Origin of the sequence: Streptomyces sp. NPDC006265 (assembly GCF_040613555.1) — a bacterium.
Taxonomy (GTDB): domain Bacteria; phylum Actinomycetota; class Actinomycetes; order Streptomycetales; family Streptomycetaceae; genus Streptomyces.
The window spans coordinates 1-13003 of the sequence record NZ_JBEXSH010000164.1 but is presented as its reverse complement, the minus strand read 5'-3'; the positions used below and the strand labels follow the sequence as shown (position 1 = coordinate 13003).

The following is a 13003-nucleotide window of genomic DNA, read 5'->3' as shown; positions in this document are numbered from 1 at the left end:
CCGTAGAACAACAGCAACGTCACCACGGACGCCAGGAACGCTCCCACTTGGAGCTTCCGCGGCGGGCCGGCGGGGCGTCCCCGGCCGGCCGGCTCGGCGGGCCGGGCCGGTCCGGCGGCCCGGGACGGAACACCGGCGGCGGGACCGGCCAAGGCGAGTGGGGTCTCCAGGGCGACCTCACAGCGCAGGAGCGCGGACCGGAGCCGGGCCGCCTGCCCGGGGCCCTCGACCGCACCGGCCACCGCCTCCAGTGCCGTGACCGCGTCGGTGTCCGCCGGGACCGGCACCCCGGGCCGCCCGGTCCAGTCGGCCCGCCAGCCCGCCCGGCCGGCGTCGGCCAGGCTCTGCCCCACGAGCACCCGTAAAGCCACCGCGGACCGCTCCTCGCCGAGATCACCCCACTGCCGGGCACCCCAGCGGACGTCCCGCAGCGCCTGCGCCAGCTCCTTGCCCCGGCCCGCTTCGACGAGGTCCAGGACACCGCCGAGCGTCCGGCGGGAGTGCGCGAGGAGTCCCAGGGCCGCGTCCAGATCCGTCACGGCACGGACGGTTCGCCACTCCTCCGCCCGGGACCGCCATTCCCGCCAGGGAATCGTGGACAGTTCCCCGTCCGGTGGCGCCGCCTCGGACAGCAGCGCGGTCAGCACCCCCGTCGGCAGGGTGCCCGAGGGGCCGAGCAACGCCGTGGCGGGTCGTGGGTCACCGTGGTCCGGCGACGACGGGCGCCGCTGAAGCGCCTGGAGCCGCTCGCTGAGCGGCGGGTGCGAGTCGAACAGCCGCCGCCGCTCCTGCGGGCGCTCCCGGCACCGGCGGTCCAGCACCGCGCGGTACCCGGCGTCGGTGAACATCGCGGAGAAGGCGGCCATCGGGTCGTCGGGCAGCCTGCCGGCCTCCGCCATGGGGGTGAGGTAGCGAGCGCGGAAGTCCTCCCAGGCCCCGGCGACCGTGCCGATGGCGCCCAGGGCGTCGGCCGTCGCCCGGCCCCCCGCGACCGCGGCGGCCGCCGCGTCGGCCTCCAGCTCCTGGCGACGCCTGACCGCGAAGGACAACGCCCGGTACATCCAGGCGTACGCGGCGACCGTCAGATGCTGGAAGCCGGTGTAAACGGTGCCGACGGGGTTGCCCACCTCCGGTCGTGCGAAGCTCTGTTGTGCGCGGTCCAGAGCGACCGCCCCCTGGTACACGGTCGCGGCGAAGCGGGTGTGGCCGCGCGAGTAGTGGCCCAGTTCGTGGCAGAGCACCGCGCGCAGTTCGTCCGCCCGCAACACGGCCAGCAGCGGCAGCCCGACGTACAGGCACCGGCCGCCGCCGTGGGAGGGGCCCTCGCCGACCGCCGCGTTCGGCTCCAGGGTGACGCGGATGTCCGTGGGGATCGGCGCGTCCACCGCGTCCGCCAGCTCCATCACCGTCTCCCACAGCACCGGGGCGTCGTCCAGGTCGACCGGTGTGGTCCCGGGACGGGGCCGGTGGCGGTCCGGTACGAAGACCCTCGTCAGCGCCAGAGCGGCCAGCACGCCGAACACGGCGTAGACCGGCGACATCGGCCAGCCCCACCGGGTCTCCGGATCGAACATGATCCGCATCGTCTGCGCGCCGAAGACCGCGTAGCCCACGGTCAGTGCGACGGCCAGCAGGTAGAAACCCACCACCAGGGTCAGCGCCAGCAGGGAGCGCAGGGCGGCCGTCACGTCCGGTCCCCCGTCCCCTCGGGCCCAGCCGCCCGGGTCGACCCGACCGCCCCGGTCACCGCGGCGAGCGCCGCATCCAGCGCGTCCGACCGGGCGGCGACCCCTCCGCGCAGCCACAGCTCGGTGCGCCGCAGTGCTCCGGCCAGCGGATCCGCCGGCTCCGGCCCCGCGATCCGGTTCGCGGCGGGAGCGTCCCGGAAGGCGCCGGACGGCACCAGTTCGTCCCAGCCGTGCAGTCCGTCCCGGTCGCCCCCGCCCTCGTCGTCCACCATGCCGAGCCCCCTCTCGAGGTGCCTGCGGGCCCTGAACACACCAGCCGCGACCGAGCCCCGCCGCAGGCCCAGTTCCTCGGCGATCTCCGCCTGCGTCATCCCCTCCAGGCAGTGCAGGACCAGCACGGTCCGCTGCCGGGGCGGCAGCCCGGCCAGGGCGGACAGCACGGCGCGCGCCTCGGCCGTCTGTTCCACGCTCGCCGTCGGCGGCGGCTGGGGCAGCCGGGTTTCGGCCGAGCGGCGCCGAGCGCGACGGCGGCCGGCCGCCCACAGCCGCTGGCGGACGACCCGGTACACCCAGGCGTCGGGCGCGTCGTAGGCACGCAGCCGCTCCCAGCGGCGGAAAGCCTCCGCGTACCCCTCCTGGACGGCGTCCTCGGCGTCCTGGCGGTGGCCGCACAGCAGGAGGGCACGTGCCAGCATGCCGGGATACGAGCGCTCGAAGAAGCCCGCGAATCCCCCGTCGGCCGTCCCGCCGGCCTCCTCGATCTCCGCCCTCTCCGTCGTCATCCGCGTGCGTCCTCTCCCCGGGCCTGCCTCAGCGCCAGTCGTGCGCGGTCCGCTCCGCGGTGTTCCAGGACGAATCCGTCGTGTCCGCAGGCCCGGGCCACTACCACGAGCCGCCGCCGTTCCCGGCACATCAGGCAGAAGATCAGCACCCTCGGGAACGCCGTCACCACGCCCACCAGGGCCACTACGGTTACCGTGTCACGCATCGGGCAAGCACTCTCCTGTGTCCGTGGACGAATGGTGTGTCCTGCCCAGTAACAGCACCTGAGCGGCAGAGTGTTTACCCGCACTTCGAGAATTCCCGCAGCACGCTCCGGCGACACCCGGTATCGGTGTGTCACGGCCCGTCGGTGTGCGTCCTCAGCGGTCCTTGCACCATGAGCGTCCGATCAGGTCGCGTGGTCTGGTGCTGTGCGTCGCAAGGCACAGAGCCCTGGGCAGGGGTGCCCCGTCCTCGTGGGGGTCCGGCGCGGTGACAGGCCGCGTGACCCGGGCGCCCGCAGGACGATGCCCCCTCAGAGCAGCGGCCCCACCTCGGTCCCGAACGCGGCGATCTGGTCGAGGAGTTCGCGCCTGCTCCGGCTGCGGAACCGCACCTGGATCTGGTGCACGCCCATCGCCCGGTACGCCCGCAGCGACTCGGCGAGCTCCCGCGGACCACCGGTGAGGGTCCGGCGCCCCACCTCCCACCGGGGCGTGCCGACGTACAGCGGCTCCACGATGGCGCCCACGGTGAACGGGCGCCGCACACCGGCTTGTTCGCGCAGCTCCCTGATGCGTGCGATCTGCGCGGGCAGCCGGTCCCTCGGATCCCCCTGCGGCAGCCAGCCGTCGCCTTTGAGCGCGGCCCGTCGTACGGCGGCGGGCGAGGAGCCGCCGACCCAGACGGGAACCCGGTCCTGCGCCGGGCGGGGCCGCTGCCCGAGCCCCTCGAAGTCGTACAGCGTGCCGTGGTGCTCGGGGAACTCCTCCGGCCCCAGGGCGGCACGCAGGGCGTCGAGACACTCGTCGAGCACGGGGCCGCGCTGCCGGAAGTCCACGCCCAGGGCCTCGAACTCCTCCTGGACGTGCCCGGCGCCGACCCCGAGGATCAGCCGGCCTGCGCTGAGGTGGTCGAGGGTGGCGTACTGCTTGGCGGTGAGCAGCGGGTGCCGCAGCCCGACGATCGCCACATGGCTGAGCAGCCGGATGTGTTCGGTGGCGGCGGCGAGGAAGGCGAGCGTGGCGACGGGGTCGTACCAGACGGTGCTCATCGCGGCGGCGAGGCGGCGCGGGATGCCGACGTGATCACAACCGGCCAGGTAGTCGAATCCGGCCCGGTCGGCGGCGCGGGCGATCGCCAGCAGGTCGTCCGGCCCGGCCTCCGCCTCCCACGCCTCGGCGTAGAGGGTGCTCTGCGACTGGACGGGAAGCTGCATCCCGTACCGCAGGCTCACCGCGCGCCACCGGCGCCGCCCGGCCACAGCCCTTCCTCCGTCAGCCCGAGCAGCTCGATGGCGTTGCCGCGCACGATCCGCTCCACGACCTCCGGCTCCAGGTGCCCCATCTGTGCCTCGCCGACCTCTCGGGACTTGGGCCAGGTGGAGTCGGAGTGGGGGTAGTCGGTCTCGTAGAGGACGTTGCCGACGCCGATGGAGTCGAGGTTGCGCAGTCCGAAGGCGTCGTCGAAGAAGCAGCCGTGGACGTGCTCGGCGAACAGCTCGGACGGCGGCCGGTGCACCTTGTCGGCGACACCGCCCCAGCCGCGGTTCTCCTCCCACACCACGTCGGCCCGTTCCAGGATGTAGGGGATCCAGCCGATCTGCCCCTCGGCGTACATGACCTTGAGGTTCGGGAACCGCTCGAACTTACCGCTCATCAGCCAGTCGACCATGGAGAAGCAGCAGTTGGCGTAGGTGATGGTGGAGCCGACGGCGGGCGGGGCGTCGGCGGAGGTGGAGGGCATGCGGCTGCTGGAGCCGATGTGCATGGCGACGACCGTGCCGGTCTCGTCACAGGCCTCGAGGAACGGGTCCCAGCCGTCGGTGTGGATCGAGGGCAGTCCGAGGAACGGGGGTATCTCGGAGAAGGCGACGGCCCGCACCCCGCGGGCGGCGTTGCGCCGGACCTCCGCCGCCGCCAGCTCGGCGTCCCAGAGCGGGATGAGGGGCAGGGGTATGAGCCGGCCGTGCGCGTCCGGGCCGCACCACTCCTCCACCATCCAGTCGTTGTAGGCGCGCACGCAGAGCAGGCCCAGTTCGTGGTCCTTGGCCTCGGTGAAGGTCTGGCCGCAGAAGCGCGGGAAGGTCGGAAAGCACAGGGCGGACTGGACGTGGTTGACGTCCATGTCGGCGAGCCGGGCGGTGACGTCGTAGGAGCCGGGCCGCATCTGTTCGTAGGTGATGACCTCGAGCCGGATCTCGTCCCTGTCGTACCCGACGGCGGTGTCGAGCCGGGTCAGGGGCCGCCGCAGCTCCTCGTAGACCCACCAGTCCCCGACCGGCCCCTCGTCCCCGGGCTGCCCCATCACCGGCTTGAAGCGGCCTCCGAGGAACGTCATTTCCTTCACGGGGGCCCGGACGATACGCGGTCCGACCTCCCGGTACTTCCCCGGAAGCCGGTCCTGCCAGACGCTCGCGGGCTCCACGGTGTGGTCGTCCACGGAGATGATCAGCGGAAACGTGCTGTCGTGGGTGTCCATACCGCTCACGGTAGCGCCGATCTGACGGACCGTCAGCTACGCGGTACCGGAGCACTTGGGCTCCAGCCCCCTCCCCGCACCTGGGCACCCCCGTCCGGATCCGGCCCATCCGCCGGCCGACGGAACGTCCTGGTTCCGGACACACCTCGGCCGCGACGGCTCCCCCTCCGCGCCGCCGCGGCCGAACCCCGTGTAACGGTGGCTTACTTCGTCGGCTTGAAAGGCTCCGACGTGGCGTGCAGGTCCTTCGTCTCCAGCGGCTCGTCCGTGGCGTGCAGGTCCTGCTTCTTGACGGCACCCTCGTCCGTGGCGTGCAGGTCCTCGGTCCCGAGCGGCTCGTCCGTGGCGTGCAGGTCCTGCGGCTTGAGCTCGTTGCCCATGATCGTCAACTCCCCTTGGCATGGTTCAAGCAGTGAGGTCGGCGGGCCCGCCCGGCCACTCCCCCGAGGGTGCCCGGGCGGGCCCACCCGGGCCGCTCGCCCCGAACAACCGGAGCGAGGCCCGTGCGGTGACCCGTCTGCCCCCCGACGCGACGGATCGACTGCGTTCATCATGGCGCGGGGGGATAAACGAATGATGAACGCCTCGACGCGGCGCCCCGCCCCGACCCGTCGCTCCGGCTCGCCTCGCCTCAGGCCGCCTGCACCGGGGACAGCAGCGCTCGCACCTCGGCGGCCTCGGGCGAGCCCAGCTCCTCGTAGATGCCGGCCGCTTCCTGCCAGCAGACCTGCGCCCTGCCGGTCTGGCCGATGCCGCTCAGCGCGCGTCCGAGGACCGTGAGGACGTTGCCCCGCCGCCACTCCCCGCCGATCCCGCGGAGGACCGTGAGGGCCATCTCGGCGTTGGCGGCGGCCCGCGCCGCACGCCGGGCGGCGAGATCCACCTCGGCCAGCCGGAACAGACTCATGCCCTCCCAGAGGCGCTGCCTGCTGTCCCGGAACACCTCCAGCGCCTCCTGGAGCCGGTCGGCGGCACTGCGCAGCTCCCCGCTCTGGGTGAGGGCGAGGCCGAGGGCGTAGCGGGCGTTCGCCCCGCGCAGGGAGTTGCCCATGGCGTCGTAGATGTCGATGCCCTCCTGGGCCAGCGCGACCGCGCTCTGGGTGCGCCCGGTCGCGAGATGGATCCGGGACAGGTTGCACAGAGCGGCGGCCACGCCGGGGCGGTCGCCCAGGGCCCGGAAGTGCTCGATGGCCCGGGAGAGGTGCTCCTCGCCGTCCGTGTGGCGGTTCTGGTAGAGCGCGATGATGCCGCGCGCGTTGCGCGCCCAGCAGACGGGGAGCAGGTCGTCGGACTCCTGCGCGAGGAGGATGGCCCGTTCCGCCTCCTCCTCGGCCCGTTCGAAACGGCCGCTCACGTGATGGACGTTGACGAGCGTCATCAGCGCCCGCGCCTCCACCCGCGCCTCCGCCCGCCCGAGCCCGTGCGACCGGGCCGCGCCCACGAGCGCCTCGGCGGTCGCCTCGTACTCCTTGGAGTTGGCCCCCGACTCGGAGAGATCGTGCGCCACCCACAGCATGTCGATCGCCCGGGGAAGGGTCTCCGCCCGCCCCGCGGCCTGCCGTACGCAGGCGAGGAGGCAGATGGCCTCCGCGTACAGCCAGTCCTGCGCCGCGTGCCGGTTGTCGAACCGCAGCCCCGGGTACGACGTGGGCTCCAGATGTTCCACCAGCCGGTCGCCCGGTCGCTCGATCGCGTACACCCCGGCCGCGGACGCCAGGTAGAAGTCCAGCAGCCGGGACAGTGCCGAGCCCCGTTCGCTCGGGGGGAGTTCGTCCCTTTCCGCACAGGCACGCGCGTAGAGCCGCACCAGGTCGTGGAAGCGGTAGCGGCCGGGGGCCGCCGATTCGAGGAGGGAGGTGTCCACGAGGGACTCCAGCAGGTCCTCCGTGTGCTCGGCGGGCAGGTCCAGGACCGCCGCCGCGGCGGCGAGGGAGATGTCGGGGCCGTCCGCCAGGCCGAGCAGGCGGAACGCGCGGGCCTGGGCGGGTTCCAGCTGGCCGTAGCCGAGCTCGAAGGTCGCCTTGACGGCCAGGTCGCCGGCCTGGAGTTCGTCCAGGCGGCGGCGCTCGTCGGCGAGCTTCGCCGCGAGGACCGACACCGTCCAGGTGCGGCGGGCCGCCAGCCGGGACGCCGCGATGCGGATCGCCAGCGGCAGGAAACCGCAGGCCGCCACCACGTCGAGCGCGGCCTTCCGCTCGGACGCGACCCGCTCCTCGCCCACGATCTTCGTGAACAGCGCCAGCGCCTCGTCCGGGGACATCACGTCGAGGTCGACCAGGTGGGCCCCCGCCAGGTCCAGCATCCGCACCCGGGAGGTGACCAGCGCGGCGCAGCCGTCCGTGCCGGGCAGCAGGGGGCGCACCTGGGCGGCGTCCCGGGCGTTGTCCAGCAGGACCAGCACCCGGCGCCCGGCGAGGACCGAGCGGTAGAGGGCCGCGCGTTCCTCCAGGGAGTCGGGGATCGCCGAGTCGGCCGCGCCGAGGGCGCGCAGGAAGGAGCCCAGGACCGTCTCCGGCTCCGCCGCCCGGGCGCCCGCGCCCTGGAGGTCGACGTACAGCTGCCCGTCCGGGAACGCCGCGCGCGCCTGGTGCGCCACGTGCACCGCGAGGGTCGTCTTGCCGACGCCGCCGATGCCGGCCAGGGCCGAGACCGCCATGACCCGGCCCTCGGCGGAGGCGAGGATGTCGCCGAGTTCGCGTACGAAGGCCGCGCGGCCCGTGAAGTCCGGGACCGTCGCGGGCAGTTGTGCCGGGCGGACCGGGGCGGAGGCCGGCTCGGGCGCCGGGGAGGCGGGTTCCGCCAGCCCGGGGTCCGCCTGGAGGATCCGCTGCTGCAGCTCACTCAGGCCGGGGCGCGGGTCCACGCCGAGTTCGTCGGCGAGCAGGCGGCGGGTGTCGGCGTAGACGGCCAGTGCCTCGGCCTGGCGGCCGCTGCGGTAGAGCGCCAGCATCAGGAGCTCCCGGAGCCGCTCCCTGAGCGGATGGGCCGCGGTGAGGGCCGTGAGTTCCGAGACGGCCTCGGCGTGGCAGCCCTGCTCCAGGTCCATGTCCAGGCGCGATTCGACGAGCTGGAGCCGCCACTCCTCCAGCCGGACGCGCTGGGCCTCCGCGTACGGGCCCGGCACTCCGGCCAGGGTCTCCCCGTCCCACAGGGCGAGGGCGCGGCGCAACGTCTCGCGGGCGTGGCAGAGGTCGCCCGCGGAGCGGGCCTTCTCGGCCTCGGTCGCCAAGTCCTGGGCGACGATGAGGTCCAGGGCGTCCTCGGCGAGGTCGCGGACCGCGTAGCCGCCGGACTCGCTGACCAGGACGGCGGAGGCGGTGGCCGCGACACGGTCCTCGACGACCTGCTGCCGCAGCGCCCTGCCGACGACGTGGCCCTGCTCATCGCCCGTACGCGTGCACTCGACGCGCGGCAGGTCGCCACCTGGTCGGTGCCGGCCGACCCGTCCGCGGTCGCGCAGACCCGCAAGGACGTGGTGGCGCAACTGGAGCGGTGGGGGCTTTCCGACGCCGCGTACGTCACGGAACTGGTGGTCAGCGAGCTCGTCACCAACGCCATCCGGCACGCCGAGCCGCCGGTCCAGCTCCGCCTGATCCACGACTCGACCCTGATCTGCGAGGTCTCGGACGGCGGCAACACCGCTCCCCACCTGAGGCGCGCCCGCACCTACGACGAGGGCGGCCGCGGTCTGCTCCTCGTCGCCCGGCTGACCGAGCGCTGGGGCACCCGCCAGAGCGCCGTGGGCAAGACCATCTGGGCGGAACAGACCCTGTCCCCCGCGTGAGGAGCCTCCGGTCATGAGCACACCCGCGTCCCACCGGGCCGCCCGCGCCCCCGTCCAGCAGGCCGCCCTGCTGGTCGGCCTGGTGTTCCTCGTGGTCGGCGCGCTGGGCTTCATCCCCGGCATCACCACCGACTACGGCTCGCTGGAGTTCGCCTCGCACGAATCGGGCGCCGAACTGTTCGGCCTGTTCCAGGTGTCGATCCTGCACAACCTCGTGCACCTGGCCTACGGCCTCACGGGTCTGATCCTCGCGGGCACGGCCGCCGGGGCGTACTCGTACCTGCTGGTCGGCGGTGCCGTCTACCTGGTGCTGTGGGTGTACGGCCTGTCGGTCGGCCATGACAGCGACGCCAACTTCGTGCCGCTGAACACCGCGGACGACTGGCTCCACTTCGCCCTGGGCATCGCCATGATCGGCCTGGCGCTGGCCCTAGGTCGGCGCGCCACGCGCACCGACGCACGGTAAGGATCACCGAGGACGGCATGCAGACCTTCCTGCCCTACCCCGACTTCCGCACCACGGCCCTGGCCCTCGACCGCAGCCGGCTCGGCAAACAACGCGTCGAGGCGCTGCAGGTCCTGCGCGGCCTGGTCGTCCCCGGCTACGGGTGGCGCCGCCACCCGGCCGTGAAGATGTGGCTCGGCTACGAGGAGGCGCTGGTCCGCTACGGCCTGGAGATGTGCCGCGTCTGGCGCGAGCAGGGCCGCCCGGACACCTGCGCGGCGACGCTCGTGGCCGACCTCGCGGCGACCCGCCCCCATGCCCCGATCCGCGAACAGCACCGACTGGCCGCAGAGGGTGAACTGCCGCCCTGGCTCGGCGACGGCCCCTTCCACGAAAGCCACCGCTCGGCCCTGGTCCGCAAGGCCCCCGAGACCTACGCGACCCTCTTCCCGGACGTCCCCGGCGATCTGCCGTACGTCTGGCCGACGTCGGACCGCACGGGCGGGCGACCGTCCCGGAACTGACGGGTCCCTGGGGACTAGGCGGCCCTGCGGCGCGCCGCGGGACGCCCGGACGGTGCGGGCTGCTCCGTCACGTCGTCGTCGAACGGGAAGGTCTCGTCCTCCCCGAAGTCCGGGGCCTGGAAGGGGTTGGTCGCCGGAGACGGCGAGGCCGCACGGGAACGGCGGGGTTGCCCTTCCACGGCGGAGAACAGCGAAGTCGGTTCGATGAGAGGTCTCTTTTCGTTACTGGCCCCGGTCAGGGCCAGGCGTGCCCTGACCGGGCACGGAGGTCCTACAGCTTGGTCATCTTGGCGTACGGGCTCAGGATCCGCATTTGCGCCGAACCGAAGTCGACGAGCGCGGCGATTCCGTCCTCGATGCCGATGACCCGGCCGAGCCCGTACATGTCGTGCGTGACCTGGTCACCCACGGCGAAGTGCTTGGGAGCGGGGGCGACCGGAGCCTTGAAGGGGCTGGTAGGCAAATGACGCTTAGGAGCAGCAGGCTTTGTCATTGGTCTCAGTATGCGCCTACTGACGCCCATCGCGCTGCGGCTGTCCACGTCCAGTGCCCGAACCGAGACGTAAGAGAAGCGTTTCACTGGCTCGAAAAATCGAACACGTGATTGAATTCGGCCATGCGAACGTTTCCCGACGACGTCGTCCGGGCGCGACAGGAGTGGAGTGCCACCTACCGCCAGCTCGCCGACCGGCCCGGCCGCACCGAGCTGCGCCGACGTCTGTACCGCCTGTCGGCTCAGGCGTTCTTCCACCCCTACTGGCAGCGGCGACGGCCCAGCCCGGCGGCGTGGTGGGAGCTGCGCGAGCTGGGGCGGACGGCCGGGGGCGTGCGTGAGCGGCTCCACGGGTGACGCGCCGGCCTGCGGGACCGTACGTCCCGGATGATCCTGAAGGTATGGCCGGACCGATTCGCGTGATCGTGCACCCACCGTCGCCCTCGGGCGGCCGCCGCGTGCGCGTGGACGGGGAGATCCTCGGGCTCGCCCACAACGTGACCGATGTCGCGGAGTTCCTCCGCCGCGCCGGCCTGGAGATCGACCCCGCGGACGTGGCGGAGGTGCCGTGGATCGACTGGCGCGGAGTGGGACCCGAGCACTGGGGCCCGCAGGCGGGCGGCTGACCCGTCGAGAGCCCGGTTCCACGGACGGCGCCTCGGAGTGCGCTCGCCGCCGGTGAACGGGACATTGGTGCCGTGGCTTTGTGGATGACGTGGGACCTGGAAGGGGCCGGCCCGGCCTCGCAGTCCGTGGAAGGCATGGAAGAGGCCGCCCGGTGGCTGGTCGACTCGACGGAGCGCTCCCGGCGCGCCTTCGACACCGAGTGGCAGTGGCGGAGGCTCATGGACTCGGCGCTGCGGGTGCGCGGGGCGATGCTCGACGAGGGGCGTCGGACCCTGGAGCGCGGTACGCCGTGGGACTCGGAGTACGAGGGCGTGAAAGTACGCCTCTGCCCGCGGGCGGCATGAGGATGTCCCAGCCTTCACAACGCGCCAAGATGGACTTGTCCACTCTTTTGTGCCGTTGCCGCTTCGGAGGGCACCCATGGAGGACCTCAAGTTCGAGCAGAAGCGTTCGCTGTCACGCCAGGAGGCCGCCGACCAGCTCACGGCACTCGCAGACGCGCTCAGGGAGGGTGGGGACGCCGAGCTGGAACTCGGTCCCGGAAAACACTGGGCCTGCGCATCCCCGACGACCTGCACAGCGAGCTGGAGGTCGAGATCGGCGACGGGGAGATCGAGTTGGAGATCGAACTGAAGTGGACGACCGCCCCGGCACGGGCGACACGGTCGCGGTCCGAGGCACCGGGGGAGAAGCCCGAGCGGAAGAACACACCCGCCGCAGCGCCCCCGAAGCGCCACGAGGTCCGGCAAGACCGGTGGCATGGGATCCGGCAAGACCAGGAGCGCCAAGCGGACCGCTGCGAAATCCTCCTGAGCGGGAAACGCCAGAGGGCCGGACCCCTTTCGCGGTCCGGCCCTCTGGGCTGGCGGAGGATGCGAGATTCGAACTCGTGAGGGGCTGCCCCCAACACGCAGGTGCGGGCGGAGCTACTGAACGGTGCCGTACGCCGGTGAATGCGACCAGAACCGCGACCACGGAAGTGGAGCGGCGTGAGTGTGCCCCCAGCTTCTGCTCGTGGCCCCTGGTCAGCGGGGAATAGCCTCCTTACTCCCCCTTCTGCGACCAGGCAGAGGTGAGCGCAGTGACCGGGTCGCTGTCGGCTGGTGCCGAGGGCCACCATTCGCCGTCGTCGTCCTGGAGATAGGGGTACCAGCGGGCGTCGCGGCCCAGACGCAGCTGGATGCCGTGGTGGGTGAGGGTGAGGCGGTTGCGCCAAACTCTGAGGTGTGTGGGGGAGTCGGTCATCTCGGTGAGGGCCGCGTCCAGGGCGGTGCGGGTGGCCCTCATCACCGCCGGGTCGGGGGTGTGGGGCTGTTCGGCGACGGTGATGCCCGTGGGGCCGCCGTGGCGCCAGGCGCGGGTGAGGCGTGCGAAGACCGTGGGGTTGGTGCCGGTGTTCCGGATCAGGTGGTGGAACCACTCGGGTCCGGGGTGGCCTGCGGCGATGCGCACTGCGTCCTGGTGCTGGGTCAGGTGCAGGTCGGCGGTGTCGCCCGCGAGGAGCCGGGCGGCGCGCGCGGTGGTGTCGGCCATGAGGCGTTCCAGGTCCGCGGCGGCCAGGCCGGTGCCGGGTGGCGGGGCGACGGGCAGTGCCGTGGTGTGGGCGGCGGGTTCCGGGAGTTCGGGCAGCTCGGGAGCCTCTTCGGCCCAGTGGGCGTATGCGGCGGCGGCCGGGATACCGGCCGGTGTGGGTGAGGCGGCGGTCTCCAGTGCTGTCGTACGGAGTGCGCGCAGTCGGGCGAAGACCTCCTCGCGACCGCGGCCGCGCAGCGTGAAGAGCACGAATGGGTCGGTGTCGATGGTGGCGGCGATGGCGTAGCAGAGCGCGGCGGCGTGCTTGCAGGGGTGTCCCCAGTCGGGGCAGGAGCACTCCGGATCGAGCTCGGTGGGCAGTGTGGCCAGGCTGCCGCCCGCCGAGTGCGCGAGCACGTCCATCCGCTCCAGTCCCAGATGGCGACGCAGCGCCTCGACATCGTCCAC

The 13003-nt window shown here is 72.8% G+C and carries 15 protein-coding genes and 1 pseudogene; 6 read left to right on the top strand and 10 right to left on the bottom strand.

Annotated elements, in window-relative coordinates; genetic code table 11:
* The 7 genes from ABZ281_RS16135 to ABZ281_RS16105 form a co-directional block, all read right to left on the bottom strand.
* On the bottom strand, positions 1-1688 hold a 1688-nt coding region (locus tag ABZ281_RS16135), incomplete at its 3' end, for a M48 family metallopeptidase (protein WP_356655951.1).
* Entirely contained in the window at positions 1685-2470 is a 786-nt protein-coding gene (locus ABZ281_RS16130) for a sigma-70 family RNA polymerase sigma factor (RefSeq protein WP_356655949.1), read from the bottom strand. The genes ABZ281_RS16130 and ABZ281_RS16135, both read right to left, overlap by 4 nt.
* Positions 2467-2676 (bottom strand): hypothetical protein, encoded by a 210-nt coding sequence (locus tag ABZ281_RS16125; RefSeq protein WP_356655947.1) that lies wholly within the window; start codon positions 2674-2676, stop codon positions 2467-2469. Before ABZ281_RS16125 ends, ABZ281_RS16130 begins: the two co-directional genes overlap by 4 nt.
* A 309-nt stretch (positions 2677-2985) precedes the next feature.
* On the bottom strand, positions 2986-3888 hold the full coding sequence (locus tag ABZ281_RS16120; RefSeq protein WP_356655945.1) for a TIGR03619 family F420-dependent LLM class oxidoreductase: 903 nt from the start codon (positions 3886-3888) through the stop codon (positions 2986-2988).
* A gap of 14 nt (positions 3889-3902) precedes the next feature.
* Positions 3903-5150 carry an amidohydrolase family protein gene (locus ABZ281_RS16115; protein WP_356655943.1) on the bottom strand — a complete coding sequence of 416 codons (1248 nt, stop codon included), beginning with the start codon at positions 5148-5150 and terminating at the stop codon, positions 3903-3905.
* Positions 5151-5353: 203 nt separating this feature from the next.
* Positions 5354-5530 carry a hypothetical protein gene (locus tag ABZ281_RS16110; RefSeq protein ID WP_298560089.1) on the bottom strand — a complete coding sequence of 59 codons (177 nt, stop codon included), beginning with the start codon at positions 5528-5530 and terminating at the stop codon, positions 5354-5356.
* A 251-nt stretch (positions 5531-5781) separates the two neighbouring features.
* Positions 5782-8505, bottom strand: a complete 2724-nt coding sequence (locus ABZ281_RS16105) for a BTAD domain-containing putative transcriptional regulator (RefSeq protein ID WP_356655953.1) — start codon at positions 8503-8505, stop codon at positions 5782-5784.
* Between ABZ281_RS16105 and ABZ281_RS16100 the strand changes: the two are divergent.
* The 3 genes and pseudogenes from ABZ281_RS16100 to ABZ281_RS16090 form a co-directional block, all read left to right on the top strand.
* Positions 8476-8934 (top strand): annotated as a pseudogene (locus ABZ281_RS16100) (ATP-binding protein); the annotation flags it as partial. The gene ABZ281_RS16105 and the pseudogene ABZ281_RS16100 overlap by 30 nt on opposite strands.
* A gap of 13 nt (positions 8935-8947) precedes the next feature.
* Positions 8948-9400: a DUF4383 domain-containing protein gene (locus ABZ281_RS16095; RefSeq protein WP_356655941.1), complete on the top strand. Its 453-nt coding sequence runs from the start codon at positions 8948-8950 to the stop codon at positions 9398-9400.
* A gap of 17 nt (positions 9401-9417) precedes the next feature.
* Positions 9418-9903, top strand: coding sequence for an MSMEG_6728 family protein (locus ABZ281_RS16090; RefSeq protein WP_356655939.1), 486 nt, complete (start codon positions 9418-9420; stop codon positions 9901-9903).
* Positions 9904-9917: 14 nt separating this feature from the next.
* On the opposite strand, the gene ABZ281_RS16085 is transcribed toward ABZ281_RS16090, so the two are convergent.
* Together ABZ281_RS16085 and ABZ281_RS16080 are read right to left on the bottom strand one after the other, a co-directional pair.
* Entirely contained in the window at positions 9918-10082 is a 165-nt protein-coding gene (locus ABZ281_RS16085; protein WP_356655937.1) for a hypothetical protein, read from the bottom strand.
* Between the two features lie 92 nt (positions 10083-10174).
* Positions 10175-10396: a hypothetical protein gene (locus tag ABZ281_RS16080; protein WP_031110278.1), complete on the bottom strand. Its 222-nt coding sequence runs from the start codon at positions 10394-10396 to the stop codon at positions 10175-10177.
* A gap of 123 nt (positions 10397-10519) precedes the next feature.
* Between ABZ281_RS16080 and ABZ281_RS16075 the strand changes: the two genes are divergently transcribed.
* From ABZ281_RS16075 to ABZ281_RS16065, 3 genes are all read left to right on the top strand, one after another.
* Entirely contained in the window at positions 10520-10753 is a 234-nt protein-coding gene (locus ABZ281_RS16075; RefSeq protein ID WP_356655935.1) for a hypothetical protein, read from the top strand.
* A gap of 44 nt (positions 10754-10797) precedes the next feature.
* Positions 10798-11022, top strand: a complete 225-nt coding sequence (locus ABZ281_RS16070) for a hypothetical protein (protein ID WP_306927290.1) — start codon at positions 10798-10800, stop codon at positions 11020-11022.
* A gap of 72 nt (positions 11023-11094) precedes the next feature.
* Entirely contained in the window at positions 11095-11367 is a 273-nt protein-coding gene (locus tag ABZ281_RS16065; protein ID WP_356655933.1) for a hypothetical protein, read from the top strand.
* A gap of 700 nt (positions 11368-12067) precedes the next feature.
* Here ABZ281_RS16065 and ABZ281_RS16060 read toward each other — a convergent pair.
* A partial coding sequence (locus ABZ281_RS16060; protein WP_356655931.1) for an SWIM zinc finger family protein occupies positions 12068-13003 on the bottom strand: 936 nt, incomplete at its 5' end.